Source organism: Herbiconiux flava, from assembly GCF_013409865.1.
Taxonomy (GTDB): domain Bacteria; phylum Actinomycetota; class Actinomycetes; order Actinomycetales; family Microbacteriaceae; genus Herbiconiux; species Herbiconiux flava.
In genome coordinates this window covers 2,307,041-2,327,076 of record NZ_JACCBM010000001.1, presented here as the reverse complement: position 1 = coordinate 2,327,076, position 20,036 = coordinate 2,307,041, and the positions used below count along the sequence as shown (strand labels likewise).

Below are 20,036 nucleotides of genomic sequence, written 5' to 3'. Positions count from 1 at the left end.
CTCGGTGTGCCTGTCCTTCTCGGTGTGCCTGCTCTTCTCGGTGTCCCTGGCGCCGCTTTTCTTTTCGTCGCCGCCTTCTGCCTGGCCCGACCCCCGGTTTCGCGCTGGGGCATCTCTGTGAGCCGTCATCGTGAGGGCGGAGCTGGTGCCGGCCGTCGTGGCGCTCGTCGCCGCGCTCACCCTGCTGGCCACGATCGCCAGTGCCGGGCTGGCCCGGTGGATGCGCGACCGCCGCGCACGGCTTCATCACCGCTGCCGAACCGATGTCGCCGACTGCGTTCATCGGTGCTCGTGTCACACCCCGGTCCCGCCACCCACCACGCGCATCGATGAGCGCCGGGGCGAGCGGGGCGGATGGCAGTGCCGCACCCCACTGCCCGTCGGCCCCGACCGCAACATCACTTCCGGGCGCAGTGCCACTCCCGGGCACAGCGGCACTCCCGGGCACAGCGGCACTCCCGGGCACAGCGGCACTCCCGGGCACAGCGGCGCTTCCCGGCACAGCGCCGCTTCCGGGCACAGCGGCACTCCCGGGCACAGCGCCGTTCTCGGCATCGCCGAGGAGCTCGATGAGAACGACGATTCGATCGTCACCGTGCGGTTCGGCGGCCCCGACGACCCCACCCCCCGCCGGCGCGGTACCCCCGCGGCGATCTCCGACCGCTTCGCCTTCCCACCGTCGATGATGCGCCAGGCTGGAAGTGCTCCACCCAGCAGCGACCACGACCTCGACGGCGTCTTTCACCCGCGCGGCCGCACCATGCCTCCGATGCTGGAGGTCGAGCTGGTGCCTGTCGACCCGGACGACGGGACCCCGTTCCACCCGCCCGACCTCGGCCCACCCGTAGACGACGATGATGCGTGAGGGCGGTGCCACAGGTCACGACCGACGTCCGCGCCGTCCGACACCGGGCACGGGCGAACCACTGGCAGCTACCGGGGCCGCTCAGCCGCTCGATCGTCCGGTCAGCGGGCGTTTTCGAGGGCGGCTTTGGCCGCCGGGAGTGTCGCGTGCAGCCCGAGGTCGAGTCCCCAGGCGGTGGTCACGGCGAATCCGCGTCCCCACTTCTCCGAAACGATGCCGAGCGGCTCGCCGTGATCGCCCGACGCCACCCACAGCCCCGCCTGCACGCACCGCCACGCCACCGGCTCGGTCGTGGTCGTGGTCGTGGTCTCGGTCGCGGTCGTGGCCGCCGCCATGGTCATCGTCTCCTGGTAACCGATCATCATCGACCGCCCTCCGCTTGTCTTGAAGCCCAGCCAACCCCCGCGGCCGGAGTCCGGCACCGGGTTGACAACCGAGGGATGATCGGCATCCGCTACCCGGACGGCGGACACGGGCATGCACGCCGTCCGGCTCCCGGCTCTCGGCTCTCGGCTCTCGGCTCTCGGCTCATTGCACTGCGGGGCAGCGCGGGAGCCGCCGAGACCGGCCGGCCGGCTCGGGTCAGAACTTCGTGATGACGCCGAACATGGCGAGCTCGGGCGAGGCGAAGAGGCCGAGGTCGTCGCCCCGCGCATCCGTCGCCCGGTAGTCGTCGTCGGTCTTGGTGATCGTGCCGACCACCTCGTCGGAGCCGCTCACGCGGACGTCCCACGTGGAGGCCGACGTCTGCACCATGACGACGTTGCGAGCCTCATCGCCCGTCAGGGTCGGCGCCTGTTCGGGCTCGGGCCGCCCGGCGTCGCCGAGGGCCGGCTCGCCCGCACTGTCTGTCGTCGGCGCGGGTGAGGACGCCGGAGCCGACGGCGACACCGGCGCGACCGCCGAGGTGGACGCGGACGCGGCGGCAGGCGGCGCCACCGGGCCGGACGCGGACGCGGCGGCAAGCGGCGCCACCGGACCGGACGCGGACGCGGACGCGGCGCCAGGCGGCGATACCGGACCGGGCACGGCGGCAGGCGGCGACACCGGGCCGGACGCGGACGCGGCGGCAAGCGGCGACACCGGGCCGGACGCGGACGCGGCGGCAAGCGGCGACACCGGGCCGGACGCGGACGCGGCGGCAAGCGGCGACACCGGGCCGGACGCGGACGCGGCGGCAAGCGGCGACACCGGGCCGGACGCGGACGCGGCGGCAAGCGGCGACACCGGGCCGGACGCGGACGCGGCGGCAAGCGGCGACACCGGGCCGGAAGAAGTCACGGCGGCGGGCCGGGGCTCGGGGTCGGTCACTCCGCCTCGGGTTCGGTCGTGGGGACGCCGTCGGGGCCGAGGTCGGACTCGATGTCGTAGGGGTCGGGCCCGGTGTCGGCGGATCCGCCGGGCGAGGCCGGCTCGTGGTCGTCCGAGCCGTTCGGGGCGTCCGAGCTGCCGCTGCCCGCGTCGGGCGACTCGGTCTCGGCCGTGTCGGGCACATCCGTGCCCGGGGTGTCGTGGTCGTCGCCGCTGCCGTCGTGGTGCTCGGTCATCACTGCCTCCCGTCGGGCCGCACCGGATGCGCCGCCCACCTCCAGCCTGCACCCCTCGCCCCTGGCCCGCTCCGGCGAAAAGCGATGGGACACGGCTGCGACCTGGCGGCGAGGGCACGGGGATGCCCGCGGGGCCCGCGATCCGGCAGACTGGAGGGCTGTCGAGAGGAGCCCCGTGCCGAAATCCCCACCCCTGTCCTTCAACGCGGTGCCCGAGCTCGAGCCCGTGGCCGAGGTCTTCCGTGCGATGCTCAGCGACGGCCACGAGCTCGGCGCCTCCCTCGCCGTGCACCGCGGCGGCCGGCAACTGCTGAGCGCAGCGGGCGGCTGGGCCGACACCGCGCGCACGCGCCCCTTCAGCGACCGGACGCTCAGCCGCGTCTTCTCGGCGGGCAAACCGATCGCCGCCCTGACCGCGCTGACAGCCGTCGCCGACGGTCGGCTCACCCTCGACGACCCGCTCGTGCGCTGGTGGCCGGAGTACGGCACGCACGGCAAGGAGGCCACGACCCTCCGGCACGTCCTCAGCCATCGCGCGGGCCTCCCTGCGTACTCGAACGCGGCCGATGCAGCCGACGCGACCGACACAGCCGACGCGACCGACGCGACCGACGCAGCCGGCACAGCCGACGGCATCGACCCCCTCGACCACACCGCCCTGCTCGCCGACCTAGTCGCGTCGCCCCCGATCGCCCCGCCCGGCGAGGTCATCGCCGAGCACGCGCTCACCTACGGCACCCTGATCGACGGGCTCCTCGCGCAGGCAGGGGCTCCGGATGCCCGCACCGCCGCCGCGCGCCTGGCAGCCCTCTGGCGCTCGGGCGCCGCGCCCGGCGACAGCGCCCTCGAGCTGCACTTCGGGGTCGAACGGAACGAGCATCCGCGGTCGCCGACCTCGAGATCGTCGACGACGCCTGGGTCTCCCGCTACCTCGCCCGCGACGACGGGCGGCGGATGCTCGACCGCCCCCGCGGCAACCTCGACCCCGCGCGCCTGAACTCCCCACCCTGGCGCTCGGCCTCGATGCCTGCGACCGGGCTGTTCACCACCGCCCTGAGCCTCTCCCGCTTCTACGACGACGTGCACCGGCCCGACGGCCGTGTGGCCGCCCGACTCGGATCCGCGCTGCACGCCGAGTACCTCGCGCCGCAAGCCGTCGGCCACGACCTCTTCGTCGACGGACCGGTCGAGTGGTCGCTCGGCCTGCGGGTCGACGGCGGGGAGATCGGCATGGGCGGGATCGGCGGCAGCTGTGCCTGGTACTCCCCCGAGCACGACTACTCGTTCGCGTTCGTGACCCGCTCGCTCGGCACCTTCGCCCGTGTCGACGCGCTGGCCGACGCCGTCGAGGCGGCCCTGCCGTCACAGGCGCGCTGAATCTTAGGCGGCCCTGCCCGCGCCTGCACCCCGACCCCGAGCTCGTCGCCCCGCCGCTCCGCCCCGACCCCGAGCTCGTCGCCCCGCCCCGACCCCGAACTCGTCGCCCGCCGCGCCGCCCCGACCCCGAACTCGTCGCCCCGCCCCGCCGCCCCGACCCCGAGCTCGTCCCACCGCGTCGCCCCGCCGCTCCGCCCCGCCCTACCGCGTGCGCGCCACCAGCCCCTCGACCGCCGCCGACGGCAGCTGCAGCGCACCGAGTGACCACGCCCGCGGAAACCCGAGCACCAGCCGCGGATACCCCTCGATCGCCACCGCCACCGTCGCGTCCCCACCCGCGAAGCCGCCGCGCTCCTCGACGCCGAGGCGGGCATAGGCGGTGTCGAACGACACGACCTCGGTGCCGTCGCCGGCGAGCAGGGTGAGCATCCGCGGGCCGAACGAGGCGTAGAGCGGGCCGGAGATCGCGGGCAGCGGCCGCCCGGTGTCCAGCCAATACCGGTCGGCGAACGAATCCAGGGTGCCGACCGGGCGCGCCCGCACGATCGCCACCGAGGGGAAGCGACGTCGCAACCGGTTCAGCCGCAGCTGCCCGCTCACGCCGATCAGCGCCACGACCAGCACCGCCGTCGCCGCCCCGACCACGGCCGGCGCCCCGGCGAGGCCGGATTCGGCAGAACCGCCGGCGACGCCCGGCGACGAACCACCGGACGACGAGGAACCGCCCGCGAGCCGCACCGCGTACCAGGCCCAGTACCCCGCGAACACCAGCGTCGTCAGCCCCGACAGCGCCCAGACCGCCATCATCAGCCTGCGATCCACGTTCCACCTCCGCTTCGCGGCCCCGTCCGGGCGACGCAGGAACCCTAGCGCGTGGAGCGTCGGGGCTGCCGGGAGGCGCGGCGAGCATCCGTCGCACCAGGCGCCAGGGATCGACAAGAGAGCGCTCTCACGGGCATCATGGAGAGGGGTGCGAGGCTGCGCCCCTATGAATCGCGGCGACCTCGCGTCGTCGTCCGACGGAAAGGCGACCCTCCCGGTATGAGCTCCACCACCGGCAACCCCGACTACCGCGACTCGGGGCTGACGTTCCCCGACGGCTTCCTCTTCGGCTCGGCCACCGCGTCGTACCAGATCGAAGGCGCCTACGACGAGGACGGCCGCGGCCCCTCGATCTGGGACACCTTCAGTCACACCCCCGGCAAGGTCTGGAACGGCGACACCGGCGACGTCGCCGACGACCACTACCACCGCTGGGAGAGCGACCTCGACCTCATGGTGGAGCTCGGCCTCGAGTCGTACCGGTTCTCGATCGCGTGGCCGCGCATCCAGCCGACTGGTCGCGGCCCCGCCGTGCAGGCGGGCCTCGACTTCTACTCGAACCTCGTCGACGGGCTGATCGCGCGCGGCATCACCCCGATCGCGACGCTCTACCACTGGGACCTGCCGCAGGCGCTCGAGGACGAGGGCGGCTGGACCGTGCGCTCGACCGCCGAGGCCTTCGCCGACTACGCCCGCCTCGTCGGCGCGGCGCTCGGCGACCGGGTCGCGGTGTGGACGACGCTGAACGAGCCGTGGTGCTCGGCGTACCTCGGCTACGGCTCGGGCGCCCACGCCCCGGGGGTCACCTCGCCGCTGGCCGCACTGCAGGCCGTGCACCACCTGAACCTGGCGCACGGGCTGGCGATCCAGGCGCTCCGCGAGGTCGTGACGAACGATCCGCAGTACTCGATCACGCTCAACCTGCACGTGCTGCGCGGCTCGGGCGACCAGGGGGCCGAGGCCGTGCGCCGCATCGACGCGATCGCCAATCGCGCCTTCACCGGGCCGCTGCTGCACGGGGCCTACCCGCCCGACCTGTTCACCGACACGGCGTCGATCACCGACTGGTCGTTCGTCGAGAGCGGCGACCTCGAGATCATCAACCAGCCGCTCGACGTGCTCGGCGTGAACTACTACTCGACCACCCTCGTGGCGGTGTGGGACGGCGTCTCGCCGCGTCAGATGGCGGATGGCCACAAGGACGCGGGCGGCTCGCCCTGGCCGGGCGCCGACGACATCGAGTTCCTCCCCCAGCCGGGCCCGTACACCGAGATGGGCTGGAACATCGACCCCTCGGGGCTCGAGGAGCTGCTGCTGGCGCTGCACGCCGAGTTCCCGGCGCAGCCGTTGATGATCACCGAGAACGGCGCCGCGTTCGCTGACTCGCCGACGAGGGATGCCGACGGCGCGGCCCGGGTGCACGACCCCCTGCGGGTCGACTACCTGCAGCGGCACTTCACCGCGGCGCATCGGGCCCTCTCGGCCGGCGTCGACCTCCGCGGCTACCAGGTCTGGAGCCTGATGGACAACTTCGAATGGGGCTACGGGTACTCGAAGCGGTTCGGGATCATCCGCGTGGACTACGACACGCAGGAGCGGACGCTGAAGGACAGTGCGCTCTGGTACGCGACGCTGATCGCGTCCCGGACGATCCCCGCAGCCTAGCGTCGCACCTACGCCGGTTTTGGCACAATCTGCCAAAACCGGCGTAGGGTCGCGAGCATGGTTAGCGTACGAGTCGACGGGGCCATGCTCCGGGCATCAGAAGCGACCTGCGCGCTCTTCATCGAGCGCGGTACGACCAAGCTGACCGTCGCCGAGATCACCAGGTCCATCGGCGTGCCGGTGCGCACCTTCCACCGCTACTTCGCGAGCAAGGCCGAGTGCGTCAAACCGCTCTTCGACTGGACCACCGCCACCTTCAACGAGCACGTCCGCGACGCCCCCGCCGGCTCCCTCGACGAGCTGCTGCGCACCGGGTTCGAGCGGATGCTCGGCGGCGCGGTCGCGGAGCGCACCCGCCTGCTCTTCCCCCTCGTCTTCCGGGACGACGAGATGTGGTCGGTCTTCTTGCGCTCGGTGCATCTCGGCGAGCTCTCGCTCGTACCGTCCATCGCCGCGCGCCTGGGTGTCGATCCCGCCTCGTCCAGCGCCCGGGTCGCCGCCGCCGCGGTCGCGAGCGCCACCCGCCTCGCTCTCGAGGACCTCGTCGCCGACGGCGCCGACCCGGCCGCGGCCTTCGCCCTGCACCTCCAGCACTTCGGAGCGGGCATCCCCTCGCTCTGATCGAGAGAAAGAACGCCCCAGAGAAAGAAAGAAGGAACCACCATGACCGCACTCCTGACCGGCAAGGTCGCCATCGTCACCGGCGGCACGAGCGGCATCGGCCTCGCCTCCGTGCGACGCTTCGTGGAGGAGGGCGCGAAGGTCGCCATCGCCGACATCTCCGACGAGCCCGGGGCCGCCCTCGCGGCCGAGCTCGGCGACGCAGCCCTCTACGTGCACACCGACGTCACCGACGAAGCGGCGATCGAGGCCCTCGTGGCCACGACCGTCGACCGCTTCGGCCGGCTCGACGTCATCTACAACAACGCCGGAGCCCAGGGCGACCCGTCGTCGATCCTCGAGGTCGGCTCCGAGGGTTTCGACCGGACCCTGGCGCTCCTCACCCGTTCGGTGCTGCTCGGCCACAAGTACGCCGCGCGCCAGTTCCAGGCGCAGGGAACCGGCGGCGCGATCGTCTCGACCGCCAGCGCCGCCGCCCTCCAGGGCGGGTGGAGCGCCGCCGGCTACACCATCGCCAAGCACGCCGTCGTGGGCATCGTGCGGCAGGCCGTCGCCGAGCTCGCGCCGCTCGGCATCCGGTCGAACGCCATCGCGCCGGGCATCATCATGACCCCGATCATGGCGCGCTCCTTCGGGGTGCCGCTCGACCGGGCCCAGGAGTTCACCGACTTCCTCGGCGAGCGGCTCGGCCCCACCCAGCCGATCGGGCGGGTCGGCCAGCCCGACGACATCGCCGATGTGGCGGTCTTCCTCGCCAGCGACCTCTCGCGCTTCATGACGGGGGCCGTGGTGCCCGTCGACGGCGGCGCGACGGCGGTGACTCAGGGCACCTTCGCCGCCGACGTGGCGGCCGCCGGGGCCGAGTTCCTCGGAAGGTAAGGGTACCCTCAGGCGGAACCGCTAGCGTGGTCGTGAGGGCGACGGATGCCCGTGCATCCGCTGCCCTCTCGACACGCCTTCGCGCGAAACTCTGGAGCTCCCCATGACCGACGTCGCCCCCACCACCCCTGTCTCCGCCTCACCCACCGACGCCGGACGCCGTCCCGCGCGCCCGCCGCAGCCGCAGCGCGTGCTGCAGGTTCGGCGCACCGAGCAGCTGACGCCGCACCTCGTGCGGGTCGTGGCGCACGGGGAGGCGGTGGCGGGCATCCCCTCGACCCCGCACACCGATCGCTACGCCAAGATGCTCTTCGCGCCCGCCGGCTCGCTGCTGCGACCCCCGTTCGACCTGGCCGCCCTGCGCGCGACACGCGGCCCCGCCGAGCTGCCCTCGCAGCGCACCTACACCGTGCGCCGCGTCGACCACGCGTGGAACGAGGTCTGGATCGACTTCGTCGTGCACGGCACCACCGGCGTCGCCGGACCTTGGGCTGCCGCCGCCCGTCCTGGCGACGACGTCGTGATCTCGGGCATCGGCTCCGGCTATGCGCCCGACCCGGCAGCCTCGTCGCACCTGTTCGCCGGCGACGAGTCGGCGGTCCCGGCCATCGCCGCCGCGCTCGAATCGCTGCCCGCCGACGCGCGCGGCCTCGCCCTGATCGAGGTCGACGGCCCGGCCGACGAGCTCCCGCTCGTGGCCCCCTCGGGCGTGGGCATCACCTGGGTGCATCGCGGCGGTGCCGCCGCGGGCGCCTCGACGGCCCTCGTCGACGCCCTCGCGGCCCTGAGGGCGCCGACCGGCGACACGCAGGCCTTCGTGCACGGCGAACGCGGGGCCATGAAGTCGCTGCGGCCGCTGCTGCTCGACACCTGGGGAATCCCGCGCGCCCGCCTGTCGCTCTCGGCCTACTGGGCCTTCGGCCGCGCCGAGGACGCCTTCCAGGCGGAGAAGCGCGAGCCCGTCGGCCAGATCTTCCCGGCCTAGGAGGGGTCGAAGACCGTTTTATAGTGACGATTCATCACTGAGTATTCCAATTCAGGGACACATGGTTCATAATCGGGCCATGGATCTGTCCAATCCGGGCGACGCCCTGCTCGGCCCCGCGACCTCTCGACTACTGAGTCACCTCGCCCGACTGAACGGTGGCATCACCGGTAGGCGAGCTGCGGAGTTGGCCCAGGTCCCGTGGTCGACAGGATGGCGGACGCTGGAGCGGCTCACCTCCCTGGGGCTCGTTCTTCGGCAGACCGTCGGATCGTCAGCGCTGTTCACGCTCAACCGGGATCATGTCCTCTGGCCACCGATACGGGACATCCTGTCGTCGCGCAGCCGCGTGGAACTCCTCATCGCCAATCTCGTCGCGGCACTGGCAGACGACGAGACCACCGCCGCACTGTACGGCTCAGTGGCCCGCGGCGCCTCGGCCGCAGACAGTGACGTCGATCTGGTCATCGTCTGGTCCGCCGCCGTAGGCGACCCGGCCCAACGAGACCATCTGCTACGCCGTCTGGCCGAGGAGGTGGAACTGGCAACGGGCAACCGTCTGGAGGTGGTCGACCTCGACCGCCGCGATCTCGAGCGCCTCAGCGTGGCCGCCGATCCGCTCATCTCCTCCTGGTTGAACGACGCCTGTACGCTGGCCGGTCCCGACCTGGGCGAGCTGCTCGCACGAGCGGCTGCGTGAGCGGACGACTGCGCCGGATCACACCGGCCGAAGTCTCCGTGCGCTCTCGGCACGCGCACGCCTTCCTCGACGCCGCCGAGCTGATCCTCCTGCTCGGCGACGATGCCGGGATCGAAGCCGTGCCGAACCTGATCGGCTCCCTGGCCGTCCTGTCGGGGATCGCCGCAGCCGATGCCATCTGTGGCGAGGCGCGGGGGGAACGAGCCGGGGAGAACCATCTGGATGCTGTCGACCTGCTGCGACGCTCGGTCGAACCCGGGAGCACCGCACCGGCGCAGCTCAAGCGGCTGCTGACCGCCAAGTCGACCACCCAGTACTCCGGCCAGCTGATCGGCCGGGCGAAGGCCCTCGAACTCCTCACGGCGGCGCGACGGCTCGTCGAGTGCCTCGAGCGGAGATGAACCGGACCCGGCCGTCGACGCCCCGGCGCTTTCCCATCCCGTCGTCGTAGCGTGGAGCCATGACCCGCCGCCGACCCGAGCCCGTCTACGCCGCCGCCATCGCGATCGGCCGCACCCTGTTCGCCTCCTGGCGCCTGAAGCGCCACGCGACCGGCCTGTCGAACATCCCCGACACCGGGGGCGCCGTGATCGCGATGACCCACTTCGGCTACCTCGAGTTCGCGCTTGTGGAGTGGCAGACGTGGCTGCACAACCGCCGGCGCATCCGCTTCATGGCCACCAAGCGCGCCTTCGACAAACCCGTCGTGGGGTCGCTGCTGCGCGGCATGAAGCACATCGAGGTCGACATGTCGGCCGGCGGCGAGGCCTACGCGCAGGCCGTTCTCGCACTGAAGCGCGGCGAACTGATCGGCGTCTTCCCCGAGGCGGGCGTCAGCGCGAGCTTCACCGTGCGCTCGCTCAAGACCGGCGCCGTGCGGCTGGCCGCCGAGGCGGGTGTGCCGGTCATCCCGGTCGCCGTCTGGGGCGGTCAGCGCCTCCTCACCAAGAACCGCAAGCTGCGGATGCGCGACCGCATCGGCATCCCCGTGCACTTCTCCTTCGGCGCCCCGCTCGTCGTCGCGCCCACCGACGACCCGGCGGAGGCCACCTCCCGGCTCCGAGACACCCTGGTGTCGCAGACCGACGCCCTCCAGCGCTCCTACCCCGCGGACGGCACCGGAGCCTGGTGGCAGCCCCGCCACCTCGGCGGCACCGCCCCCACGCCCGAGGAGGCGGCGGCGGCCGACGCGGCCCGCGACGCGCGCCGAGCGGCGGAGGCCGCCGCGCGCCCCTAGTCACCCCCCGTCCAGGGACTTACACGACACCCGTCGACGTCGGTAGGGTTCGAGGGCCCGATCGCCCGACGACCCGATTGCGACCCGATGACGACGACGCCTGCCGGCTGGTACCCCGACCCTCAGAACCCTGCCGCACAGCGCTGGTGGGACGGGGCGCGGTGGACCCAGTTCACGTCGGCCTGGGCGCAGGCGCCGGGTGCACCCACCGCGTCGACCCCACCTCTCCAACCGGTGGCGCCGCAGCCCGCCGGCGCCCGTCGCTCGTGGCGGCCGACGCTGTCGACGTACGTCGTGGGTGCGCTGGCGGTGCTCGTCTCGATCATCGGCGCCGGCACGAACGGGGTCGGCGGCTTCCTCGTGGGCCTGGCACTCTTCGGGATCGGCGCGGGCGTCTACACGCTCGTCAAGCGCCGGCCGAGCTTCCTGAACCTCGCGCCGACGAAGCAGGCCGGCGGGGCGGCGCTCGGGATCTCGGCGGCGCTCCTGCTGGTCGGCTCGCTCCTGGCGCCGCACTCCGCACCGGCACCCCAGGCCGACGCGGACTCGGCTCCGTCGGCGATCTCGTCCCCCGCGGCCACCGCCCCGACCGCTCGTCCGAGCACCACCGCGACTCCCGCACCGAAGAAGTCCCCGACTCCTTCACCGACCCCCACCCCCGTCGTCGCGACGCAGATGGTCGACGTCCCCGAGCCAGTCGCCTACGCCTCGTCGAGCTACGACGAACCGACGCTCGAGCTGGGCGCCGCGGTCACCGTCACGGCCGGCTTGCCCGGAACCCTCGTCAAGCGCTGGCAGATCACCACCACCGACGGCGCCGAGACCGGGCGCACGCTCGTCTCCGAGACGGTCACCGTGGCCCCTGTCGACGAACTGATCGCGATCGGGAGCATGCAGCCGGCGCCGCCACCGGCCCCCGAGCCCGCGCCCATGCCGGATGACGGCGGCGGCTGCGACCCGAACTACGCCGGCGGCTGCGTGCCGATCGACTCCGACGTCGACTGCCCGGGCGGCAGCGGCAACGGCCCGTCCTACGCTCCCGGACCCGTTCAGGTCGTCGGCTCCGACATCTACGACCTCGATCGCGACGGCAACGGGTGGGGCTGCGACTGACCCACCCCCGCTCGCGGCCTCGGCTGTCGGTGGGAAACCTGAGAAGTCCCGTGGTGCCGGGCCGCGAAGCGTGATTGCCTGAAGGCAGGCCCTCAGCCGCGAGCGCTCCGAGACGACGGATGCGCTGCCCCACCCGAAGGACGCCGCACCATGCCCGAGCCGACCACCCCAGCTGCCGCACCCCGCACCGCCCGGGCGACCTCCGCATCCGGCACCACCCCGGCGATCGCACCTCACGCGGAGCCGGCGACCCGCGCATCCGGAACCATCGCCGACGGGGACACGTTCGACGTCGCCGTGATCGGTGCCGGTCCGGCCGGCACCGCCGCCGCCCTGCGCGCCGCCGAGCTGGGGGCGCGTGTCGTCGTGCTCGAGGCCGGGCGCGTCGGCGGCACCTGCGTCAACACCGGGTGCGTGCCGACCCGGGTGCTCGCCAAGACCGCGCGGCTGATGCGGGATGCGCGGCACGCGGACGACTACGGCATCCAGCTCGGGCAGCCCCGGATCGACTGGGCGGCCACCGTCGCGAACGTGCACGCCCGCGTCGACCGGGTGCGCGACATCAAGCGCGAGGCGGAGCGGTTCGCTGCCGCCGGCATCACCCTCGTGCAGGAGGGTCGCGCGCGGTTCGAGGACGAGACCACGCTGGTGCTGGACAGCGGGCGGCGGGTGAGGGCCGCATCCGTTCTGATCTGTGTCGGCGGGCACTCGCGGCGGCTGCCGATCCCGGGGGCCGAGCTCGCGACCGTGCCCGAGGACGTGCTGCACCTGCCCGAGCTGCCCCGCCGGGTCGCGGTGATCGGAGCGGGCAACACGGGGGCGCAGCTCGTGACCGTGTTCAGTTCGTTCGGCTCGGAGGTGACGCTGCTCGACGTGGCGCCGCGCGTGCTGATGGCGTCGGATGCGGCGATCTCGTCGGTCGTGTCGGACGCGTTCGCGCGGCAGGGCATCGAGGTGCACACGGGGATCGAGACCGTCGAGCGGCTCTCTCGTTCTTCTTCGGGTATAGACGTCTGGTGGCGCGCGGCCGGCGCCTCGGCGACGAAGACGGTCGACGCCGTGATCATGGCCACCGGATGGCCCGCCGACGTCGACGACCTCGGTCTCGAGAAGGCGGGCGTCGAGGTCGTGCGGTCGGCGATCCCGGCCGACCGGTACTTCCGCACGGCTGTGCCCCACATCTTCGCCGTCGGCGACGCGAACGGCCGCGACATGCTCGTGCAGGCGGCCCAGTTCGAGGGAGAGGCCGCGGCCGAGAACGCGGTGCTCGGCGTCAACCGTCGTACCCCGCAGCACCTGCTCCCGGCGGGCGGCTTCACCGACCCGGACTATGCCGGCGTCGGTCTGACCGAGGTCGAGGCGCGGGAGCGCGACCCGCAGTGCGTCGTGGCGACGGTGCCGTTCAGCGGGGTCGACCGGGCCGTGATCGACGATCGCGGGACGGGTTTCCTCAAGCTGATCGCGGACCGGCGGCGGGAGCTCATCCTCGGCGCGCACGCCGTCGGCGAGAACGCGATCGAGGTGGTGCAGTCGGTGACGACGGCGATGGCGGCGGGCGTGGACGTGTCGACACTCGCCAACGTGAGGTTCGCGTACCCCACTTACAGCGCGGTGATCGGGCTGGCCGCCCGGGCGCTGCTCGCGGAGTCGCCGCGGCCGACGGAGCTCGACTGAGTACGAAGTACTCATAACACGCGCGGTCGCCCCGCCGTCAGGATCGTTTCTCTACCCCGACTCGATCGAAAGCGACCTCTCATGCCCCTCGCCCCCTCCCGCCGGCTCACGCTGGGCGGCCTCGCCACTGCCGCCGTGCTCGGCGCCGCCCTCCTGCCCGCTGTCGCCACGTCGGCTTCGGCTCTTGAGGTGCCTCCCGCGTGCCCCCAGGCTCTCGCAGCGGTCGGCTTCCCGGTCACCGCGACCGACATCGTCACGCCCGTCTCGCCTCCGACGACCCTGGCCGTCACGCTCACGGGTGCCCTCCCCGACGGTCTCTCGCTCTACGCCGACGCCGAGCGCGCCTACGTCTCCGGAAAGCCGACCAGGGCTCAGACGGCCACCTTCTCCCTCACGGCGAAGGTCACGTCCGGCGGCACGATGAGCACCGGCACCACGGAGTGCACCATCACCGTCAAGCCCGCTCCCATGGTCACCCGCATCGCGGGCAAGGACCGCTTCGAGCAGAGCGCCCTGGTCTCGAAGAACACCTTCGCCACGGCCGATACGGTCTACCTGGCGAGCGGCGAGAAGTTCCCGGATGCTCTGAGCGCCGCCTCGGTGGCCGCCGACCACTCGGCACCGCTCCTGCTCACCACCGCCGCCCGGGTCACCGACGAGGTCGTCGCCGAACTGAAGCGCCTCGCGCCGAAGGACGTCGTCGTCGTGGGCGGACCGCTCGCCGTGTCCCCCGCCGTCGTCGACCAGCTGAAGATCGCCCTCGGCACCACCGCCACGATCACCCGCATCGGCGGCGCCGACCGCTTCGAGGTCTCCCGCAAGCTCATCGGCGACCGCACCTTCGGCATCCCCGCCTCCGACGACGTCTTCATCGCGACGGGCACGAACTTCCCCGACGCCCTCGGTGCCTCTCCGGCCGCCGCGCTGATCGACGCGCCCGTGCTGCTCGTGAACGGCGGCGCCTCGGCGCTCACCGCTCCCGAGAAGGCGACGCTGACCTCCCTCGGCGCCAAGACCACCTCGATCGTCGGCGGGCCCCTCGCCGTCAGCGCCGCCCTCGAAGCCGACCTGGCGAAGTCGTACACGACGACCCGCTTCGGCGGCGGCGACCGCTTCGAGGTCAACGCCGGCCTGAACGCAGCCGCCTTCAAGCCCGGCGTCGACACGCTCTACCTCGCCAGCGGCTCGAACTTCCCCGACGCCCTCAGCGGTGGGGCGGCCGCGGGCGTCCAGGGCAACCCGCTCGCGATCACCGCCCCGACCTGCGTCTCAGGTGCCACCGCCTTCAGCATCGGCCGCCTGGTCCCGTCCAAGGTCGTCATCCTGGGCGGCACCGCCAGCCTCGGCGCACCGCTCGACACCCTCACCCTCTGCCCCACCGAGTAACCCGGCCCGGGAATCGAACCGACGAGGCTCCTCCACCGGGGGGCCTCGTCGCCGTTCGACGAACCGCTTCCGCCAGCGCTCAGCGTGGCCCCACCACCACCGTCACGGCCACATCGACCTCGACCTCGGCTGAGTAGCAAGTACCCATAACGCCCCGGGTTCATTCGCCGACAGGATCGGTGCCCAGACCCGCATCGATCGAAGGCTGCTCCATGACCCTGATCCTCTCCCCCCGGCGGCTCGCGTTCGGCGCGTTCACTGCCGTCGCCGCCCTCGCCGCCGCGGTGCTGCCCACCGTCGGGGCGTCGGCCACGACCGCTGCACTCGTCCCGAACTGCCCGCAGGAGCTGTCGGCAGTCGGCTTCCCGATCACCCCGACCGATCTGGTGACGCCGGTGGCCGCACCGGCCGTCCTGGAAGTCGAACTCAGCGGCACGCTTCCCGACGGGGTCAGGTTCTACAGCGATGACCATCGCGCCTACTTTCACGGGTCGCCCACGAAGGTGCAGACGACATCCGTCGGCGTCTATGCAGTCGTCAGGAACGGCGGGTCCTCCTTCTCCGTCGAGTTCGGCTGCTCGTTCTCGGTCAAACCCGCTCCCTCGGTCTCGCGCATCGGCGGGAAAGACCGCTTCGCGCAGAGCGCCCTGGTCTCGAGGGCGAACTTCACCGATGTCGACACGGTCTACCTGGCCAGCGGCGAGAAGTTCCCCGACGCGCTCGGTGCGGCTTCCGTCGCCGCTGCGCATGGCAGCCCGCTGCTGCTCACCCCTTCCACCCAGGTCACTGCTGAGGTGATGACCGAGATCGCCCGGGTCACCCCGAAGAACGTCGTGGTCGTCGGCGGGCCGGCGGCCGTCGCCCCCGCGGTGATCGACCAGCTTCAGACCGTGCTGGGCTCGAAGGTGACCGTCACGCGTATTGGAGGAGCCGACCGCTTCGAGGTCTCCCGCAACCTGATCGGAGACGACGCGTTCGGCATCGCATCGTCGAAGGACGTCTTCATCGCCACGGGCACGAATTTTCCCGACGCCCTCGGGGCTTCGCCGGCGGCAGCACTGGTCGACGCCCCGGTCCTGTTGGTCGACGGGGCGGCGTCGACCCTGACCGCGGCCGAGAAGAGCACGCTGACCGGGCTCGGAGCGACCACCGCCACCATCGTGGGCGGCGGGCTCGCCGTGAGCCTCTCGCTCGAGACCGACATCGCGAAGTCGTACATGACCTCTCGGGTCGGCGGAGTCGACCGCTTCGAGGTCAACGCCGCCCTCACCGCGAGGTCGTTCGTGGCGCCGCTCGACACGCTCTACCTCGCGAGCGGCAGCACCTTCCCCGACGCTCTCAGCGGCGGTGCCGCAGCGGGAGCCGATGGCGATGCCCTGGCGATCACCGCCCAGAACTGTGTCTCGGCCCCGACTGCGATGACGATCGGCCGTCTCGTCCCGTCGAAGGTCGTCATCCTCGGCGGCACCGCCAGCCTCGACACCCCGCTCGACACCCTGAAACTCTGCCACACCGAGTAACCGCACCGCTGGACGCGCACCGGCGGAAGCGCACCGACCGAGAAGTCGGCGTCAGCGGAGCAGGCCGGTCAGCTTTCCGTGGAAGAGGGAGCTGCGGTCGTCGAGGCCCTCGATCTGCGCTTCGATGCCGTGCTGGCGGTACTTCGACACCACGGCGTCGAGGGCGGCGACGCTCGACGCGTCCCAGATCTGCGAGCCGCTGAAGTCGATCACCACCCGGGCCGGATCGGCCGCGTACGAGAAGTGCTCCACGAGATCGTTCGAGCTGCCGAAGAAGAGCGGCCCTCGCACCACGTACCGCACGCCACCGTCGGGCCCGAGGTCGGCACGAGCATCGGTCGCCCCCGCCGCAGCGGCACCGGGACGAGCATCCGTCGACGAAGCACGAGGTGAGACACCAGGCACCACGACCCGCGTCACCGTGATCACGTGCGCCACCCGCCGGGCGAACAGCACCATCGCCAGCACCACCCCCACGAGCACCCCGATCGCGAGGTTCCCCGTCGCCACCACGACCGCCACGGTCACGGCCATGACGAGGGTCTCGGGCACGGGCATCCGCCGCAGGGTCGACGGCCGAACGCTGTGCCAGTCGACGGTGGTGACGGCCACGACCATCATCACCGCGGCGAGCGCCACCATCGGGATCTGCGCCATCAGGTCGCTCAGCAGCGTCACCAGCGCCAGCAGCACGAGCCCGGCCACGAAGGTCGAGATGCGCGTGCGGGCCCTGGCCAGCTTCACGTTGACGACGGTCTGGCCGATCATCGCGCATCCGGCGATGCCCCCGTAGAAACCGGCGAGGATGTTCGCGACCCCGAGCGCCCACGACTCACGGTTCTTGTGCGAACGCGTCTCGGTGATGTCGTCGACCAGCTTCGCGGTGAGCAGCGTCTCCATCAGCCCCACGAACGCCACGCTCAGCGCGGTCGGCCAGATCAGGGCGAGCGTCGAGAGGTCCAGCGGCGCGAGGAACGGCGTGAGCCCGGGCAGCGCCCCGCCGATCTCCCCCTCGTCGCCCACGTTCGGCACGCCGAGGTGCGCGATCATCACGATCGCAGTCACCACGACGATCGCCACGAGCGGCGCCGGCACCGCCGTCGTGAACCGCGGCAGCACGAGGATGATCGCCACCGTCAGCGCGAACAGCGGGTACACCAACCAGGGCACGTCGATCAGATGCGGCACCTGAGCCACGAAGATCAGGATGCCCAGCGCGTTCACGAACCCGACCATGACGCTCCGCGGGATGAACCGGGCGAGCCGCGCCAGCCCCAGCGCCCCGAACGCGATCTGCACCAGCCCCGCGAGCAGCACCGTCGGCAGCAGGTACTCGACCCCGTGATCCTTCACGAGCGGTGCCACCACGAGCGCGACCGATCCGGCCGCCGCGGTCACCATCGCGGGCCGGCCGCCGAGCACCGACATGCTGAGCGCCAGCACCACCGACGCGATCAGGCTGACCTTCGGGTCGACCCCGGCGATCACCGAGAACGAGATCACCTCGGGGATGAGCGCGAGGGTCGTGACGATCCCCGCGAGCACCTCCCGGCTGAGCAGCACGGGGCTGCGCAGGGCCGCCCGCGTGGTGATCTCCTGCTGCGGTGCCGTGCTGTCTGCGAGCGCGATCGTCGTCCCCCTCCTCCGCTGAGCGGACCGGGTCGGAGCCGCGCCCGTCAATGCTACGCACACGCTCGAGCCGTTGCCGACGTCGAGGCCCCCGAGCGAACAGGTTCCGGATACTCGCGACCGCCGCTCCCGCAGGGCTACGGTCGATCCATGCCGCCAGTTCCACTCCGTCCCGAGTCGTTCACGTCGAGCACCGATCCCGCCGCGCTCGGGGACCTCCGCCGCCGCCTCCGGGCGACCCGCTGGCCTGCGACCCCCGCCGACGCCGGATGGGCCGAAGGAACCGACCTCGCCGCCCTCCGCACCCTCGTCGAGTACTGGGCGGACGACTTCGACTGGTCCGCGGCCGAAGCCCGCCTGAACGAGCTGCCCCGCTTCCGGGCGACGCTCGACATGGGTGTGCGCGCGAGCACAGACACCGGCGGCAACGGCAGCGGCACCGGCGGCGGCAGCGGCAGCGGCAGCGTCGATGGAACAGGGGGTGGCACGATCGGCATCCACTACGTGCACGTCCGCGCGGCCTCGGGCGCGCATCCGCTGCCCCTGATCCCCGCGCACGGCTGGCCCGACTCGTTCTGGCGCTACTCGAAGGTCATCGAGCTGCTCACCGACCCGGCGGCCCACGGCGGTGACCCCGAGGACGCCTTCGACGTGATCGTGCCCGACATGCCGGGCTTCGGCTACTCGGATCAGCCCGTCGAGGCGCTGAACTCACGCGACGTCGCCGCCCTGTGGGCGCAGCTCATGACCGGCCTCGGCTACGAGCGCTTCGCGGCGGCGGGCGGCGACATGGGCAGCCACGTCAGCCGCTACCTCGCGCTCGACGCGCCGTCCCGGGTCGTCGCCGTGCACCGCATGGACGCCGGCCTGCCCTCCCCCGCGATCGTGCGCCGCAGGAGTGGCTCGACCGCTCGGCGAACACCGTGTCCGTCACCCACCCCCCTCATGGCGGCCACTTCGCGCCCCTCGAGCAGCCGGCCCGCTACGCGGACGAACTCCGCACCTTCTTCCGCCCCTACCGCTGAACGCGGCCCCGAGGCAGCGGCGGCATCGAACCGCGCACGGCCGGGTCGGGATCGTCCCAGCGCTGCACCGACTGCAGCACCCAGAACACGACGAAGAGCGCCAAGGCGACGGCCTCGCCCACGAACAGCGGCGGCGGGGCCGTGTCGTCGGCGTGACCCGTCAGCACCGCGACCACCGTCACGGTCAGGTCGATCACGAGGGCGACGGCGAGGACGCCGTAGCTGCGGCGCAGCCACGGGGCCGTCGGCACGCCCGGCCCCGACGGCGGCGCGACCGCATTGACCACCGCGACCGCCGCCACCAGCCCGAAGAACACGACCGCCGCCACGACGTGGGCGCTCGCGAGGAAGACGTCCCGCTCGAGCATCCACCCGGCCGCCACGACCGCCAGCACCCCGGCGGCTACCCCCGCCGACACCAGCGCTCCCCGCGCCGATCCTTGTCCCGCCGCGCTACCGCGAGCATCCGCGCCGAGCCAGGCCGCGCGATCGCGAGTTGCGCCGAGCGCCGCGAGCACCACCACGACCCCCACCGTCAGCGCTCCCGCGATGAGATACACCGCGACCCCGACCTCCACGTCGGGCAGCACCCCCTCGGGCAGGCAGCGGTCACCGGATGCGCACACCACCGCCACCCCGGGCACCGCCCCCGCGCGCACCGGCGTCGGCACCAGCGCGATCACGGGAGCGACCACCGCTGCAGCGTCGAGCAGCGCCCGCTGCGCGCCCCGCCCCGACAGCACCAGGATCGCGACCGCCGCCGCCAGCAGGGAACCCACCAGCACGTTGCGCGCGGGCGTGTAGTAATAGGCGCTGATCGACCCCAGCACCCCGCCGCGAGCCGACGTCACGACCACCGCGATGCCGATCAGCACCACCGTGCCGCCGATGGCGATCCGCCCGTTCCGATACGTCCGCTCCAGCGCCGTCACGGCCCCGACCCTACCTCCAGCCGCCGACACGGCCAGGTGGGCGGGTGAGAACGAGCGCG

20 protein-coding genes and 1 pseudogene are annotated in these 20,036 nt (G+C 72.5%); 15 read left to right on the top strand and 6 right to left on the bottom strand.

Annotation, left to right across the window (positions count from 1 at the left end; translation table 11 throughout):
* Positions 1–145 precede the first annotated feature (145 nt).
* The gene (locus tag BJ984_RS11250; RefSeq protein WP_179548097.1) at positions 146–865 is read left to right on the top strand and encodes a hypothetical protein; all 720 of its coding nucleotides are present in this window, start codon (positions 146–148) and stop codon (positions 863–865) included.
* Between the two features lie 101 nt (positions 866–966).
* Here the strand turns inward: BJ984_RS11250 and BJ984_RS11245 are convergent, their stop codons facing one another.
* From BJ984_RS11245 to BJ984_RS11235, 3 genes are all read right to left on the bottom strand, one after another.
* The gene (locus tag BJ984_RS11245; protein WP_179548096.1) at positions 967–1,230 is read right to left on the bottom strand and encodes a hypothetical protein; all 264 of its coding nucleotides are present in this window, start codon (positions 1,228–1,230) and stop codon (positions 967–969) included.
* Between the two features lie 217 nt (positions 1,231–1,447).
* On the bottom strand, positions 1,448–2,176 hold the full coding sequence (locus BJ984_RS11240; RefSeq protein ID WP_179548095.1) for a hypothetical protein: 729 nt from the start codon (positions 2,174–2,176) through the stop codon (positions 1,448–1,450).
* The gene (locus tag BJ984_RS11235; protein WP_179548094.1) at positions 2,173–2,412 is read right to left on the bottom strand and encodes a hypothetical protein; all 240 of its coding nucleotides are present in this window, start codon (positions 2,410–2,412) and stop codon (positions 2,173–2,175) included. Before BJ984_RS11235 ends, BJ984_RS11240 begins: the two co-directional genes overlap by 4 nt.
* Before the next feature lie 175 nt (positions 2,413–2,587).
* Between BJ984_RS11235 and BJ984_RS11230 the strand changes: the two genes are divergently transcribed.
* Entirely contained in the window at positions 2,588–3,409 is an 822-nt protein-coding gene (locus BJ984_RS11230; RefSeq protein WP_179548093.1) for a serine hydrolase domain-containing protein, read from the top strand.
* The gene (locus BJ984_RS11225; RefSeq protein WP_179548092.1) at positions 3,367–3,789 is read left to right on the top strand and encodes a serine hydrolase; all 423 of its coding nucleotides are present in this window, start codon (positions 3,367–3,369) and stop codon (positions 3,787–3,789) included. The genes BJ984_RS11230 and BJ984_RS11225 overlap by 43 nt, the downstream gene beginning before the upstream one ends.
* A gap of 201 nt (positions 3,790–3,990) precedes the next feature.
* On the opposite strand, the gene BJ984_RS11220 is transcribed toward BJ984_RS11225, so the two are convergent.
* Positions 3,991–4,611: a hypothetical protein gene (locus BJ984_RS11220; RefSeq protein WP_179548091.1), complete on the bottom strand. Its 621-nt coding sequence runs from the start codon at positions 4,609–4,611 to the stop codon at positions 3,991–3,993.
* A gap of 219 nt (positions 4,612–4,830) precedes the next feature.
* On the opposite strand from BJ984_RS11220, the gene BJ984_RS11215 reads away from it, so the two are divergent.
* From BJ984_RS11215 to BJ984_RS11165, 11 genes are all read left to right on the top strand, one after another.
* Positions 4,831–6,276: a GH1 family beta-glucosidase gene (locus tag BJ984_RS11215; RefSeq protein ID WP_179548090.1), complete on the top strand. Its 1,446-nt coding sequence runs from the start codon at positions 4,831–4,833 to the stop codon at positions 6,274–6,276.
* Positions 6,277–6,333: 57 nt separating this feature from the next.
* Positions 6,334–6,897, top strand: coding sequence for a TetR/AcrR family transcriptional regulator (locus tag BJ984_RS11210; protein WP_179548089.1), 564 nt, complete (start codon positions 6,334–6,336; stop codon positions 6,895–6,897).
* Between the two features lie 42 nt (positions 6,898–6,939).
* Complete coding sequence (locus BJ984_RS11205) at positions 6,940–7,776, top strand: SDR family NAD(P)-dependent oxidoreductase (protein WP_179548088.1); 837 nt, start codon at positions 6,940–6,942, stop codon at positions 7,774–7,776.
* A 103-nt stretch (positions 7,777–7,879) separates the two neighbouring features.
* Positions 7,880–8,761, top strand: a complete 882-nt coding sequence (locus BJ984_RS11200; protein WP_179548087.1) for a siderophore-interacting protein — start codon at positions 7,880–7,882, stop codon at positions 8,759–8,761.
* 79 nt (positions 8,762–8,840) lie between these two features.
* Entirely contained in the window at positions 8,841–9,461 is a 621-nt protein-coding gene (locus BJ984_RS11195) for a nucleotidyltransferase domain-containing protein (protein ID WP_179548086.1), read from the top strand.
* A 38-nt stretch (positions 9,462–9,499) separates the two neighbouring features.
* Complete coding sequence (locus BJ984_RS11190) at positions 9,500–9,862, top strand: hypothetical protein (protein WP_179548085.1); 363 nt, start codon at positions 9,500–9,502, stop codon at positions 9,860–9,862.
* 59 nt (positions 9,863–9,921) lie between these two features.
* Positions 9,922–10,698 (top strand): lysophospholipid acyltransferase family protein, encoded by a 777-nt coding sequence (locus BJ984_RS11185; protein ID WP_179548084.1) that lies wholly within the window; start codon positions 9,922–9,924, stop codon positions 10,696–10,698.
* Positions 10,699–10,785: 87 nt separating this feature from the next.
* Positions 10,786–11,811 (top strand): G5 domain-containing protein, encoded by a 1,026-nt coding sequence (locus BJ984_RS11180; RefSeq protein WP_179548083.1) that lies wholly within the window; start codon positions 10,786–10,788, stop codon positions 11,809–11,811.
* A 150-nt stretch (positions 11,812–11,961) separates the two neighbouring features.
* Positions 11,962–13,485, top strand: a complete 1,524-nt coding sequence (locus tag BJ984_RS11175; RefSeq protein ID WP_179548082.1) for a dihydrolipoyl dehydrogenase family protein — start codon at positions 11,962–11,964, stop codon at positions 13,483–13,485.
* Between the two features lie 81 nt (positions 13,486–13,566).
* Entirely contained in the window at positions 13,567–14,871 is a 1,305-nt protein-coding gene (locus tag BJ984_RS11170) for a cell wall-binding repeat-containing protein (protein ID WP_179548081.1), read from the top strand.
* Positions 14,872–15,083: 212 nt separating this feature from the next.
* Positions 15,084–16,391: a cell wall-binding repeat-containing protein gene (locus tag BJ984_RS11165; RefSeq protein ID WP_179548080.1), complete on the top strand. Its 1,308-nt coding sequence runs from the start codon at positions 15,084–15,086 to the stop codon at positions 16,389–16,391.
* 51 nt (positions 16,392–16,442) lie between these two features.
* Here the strand turns inward: BJ984_RS11165 and BJ984_RS11160 are convergent, their stop codons facing one another.
* On the bottom strand, positions 16,443–18,020 hold the full coding sequence (locus tag BJ984_RS11160; RefSeq protein ID WP_179549428.1) for a SulP family inorganic anion transporter: 1,578 nt from the start codon (positions 18,018–18,020) through the stop codon (positions 16,443–16,445).
* A gap of 150 nt (positions 18,021–18,170) precedes the next feature.
* On the opposite strand from BJ984_RS11160, the pseudogene BJ984_RS18685 reads away from it, so the two are divergent.
* Positions 18,171–18,881 (top strand): annotated as a pseudogene (locus BJ984_RS18685) (epoxide hydrolase family protein); the annotation flags it as partial.
* Between the two features lie 154 nt (positions 18,882–19,035).
* Here BJ984_RS18685 and BJ984_RS18680 read toward each other — a convergent pair.
* Positions 19,036–19,977 (bottom strand): hypothetical protein, encoded by a 942-nt coding sequence (locus tag BJ984_RS18680; RefSeq protein ID WP_179548079.1) that lies wholly within the window; start codon positions 19,975–19,977, stop codon positions 19,036–19,038.
* Between the last annotated feature and the right edge of the window lie 59 nt (positions 19,978–20,036).

What these genes read in the sequence shown, in the direction of transcription:
- BJ984_RS11245 (WP_179548096.1), bottom strand. Translation starts at nt 1,230, where the DNA reads ATGATGATCGGTTACCAGGAGACGATGACCATGGCGGCGGCCACGACC.
- BJ984_RS11235 (WP_179548094.1), bottom strand. Translation starts at nt 2,412, where the DNA reads ATGACCGAGCACCACGACGGCAGCGGCGACGACCACGACACCCCGGGC.
- BJ984_RS11225 (WP_179548092.1), top strand. Translation starts at nt 3,367, where the DNA reads ATGCTCGACCGCCCCCGCGGCAACCTCGACCCCGCGCGCCTGAACTCC.
- BJ984_RS11215 (WP_179548090.1), top strand. Translation starts at nt 4,831, where the DNA reads ATGAGCTCCACCACCGGCAACCCCGACTACCGCGACTCGGGGCTGACG.
- BJ984_RS11210 (WP_179548089.1), top strand. Translation starts at nt 6,334, where the DNA reads ATGGTTAGCGTACGAGTCGACGGGGCCATGCTCCGGGCATCAGAAGCG.
- BJ984_RS11205 (WP_179548088.1), top strand. Translation starts at nt 6,940, where the DNA reads ATGACCGCACTCCTGACCGGCAAGGTCGCCATCGTCACCGGCGGCACG.
- BJ984_RS11200 (WP_179548087.1), top strand. Translation starts at nt 7,880, where the DNA reads ATGACCGACGTCGCCCCCACCACCCCTGTCTCCGCCTCACCCACCGAC.
- BJ984_RS11195 (WP_179548086.1), top strand. Translation starts at nt 8,841, where the DNA reads ATGGATCTGTCCAATCCGGGCGACGCCCTGCTCGGCCCCGCGACCTCT.
- BJ984_RS11185 (WP_179548084.1), top strand. Translation starts at nt 9,922, where the DNA reads ATGACCCGCCGCCGACCCGAGCCCGTCTACGCCGCCGCCATCGCGATC.
- BJ984_RS11180 (WP_179548083.1), top strand. Translation starts at nt 10,786, where the DNA reads ATGACGACGACGCCTGCCGGCTGGTACCCCGACCCTCAGAACCCTGCC.
- BJ984_RS11175 (WP_179548082.1), top strand. Translation starts at nt 11,962, where the DNA reads ATGCCCGAGCCGACCACCCCAGCTGCCGCACCCCGCACCGCCCGGGCG.
- BJ984_RS11170 (WP_179548081.1), top strand. Translation starts at nt 13,567, where the DNA reads ATGCCCCTCGCCCCCTCCCGCCGGCTCACGCTGGGCGGCCTCGCCACT.
- BJ984_RS11165 (WP_179548080.1), top strand. Translation starts at nt 15,084, where the DNA reads ATGACCCTGATCCTCTCCCCCCGGCGGCTCGCGTTCGGCGCGTTCACT.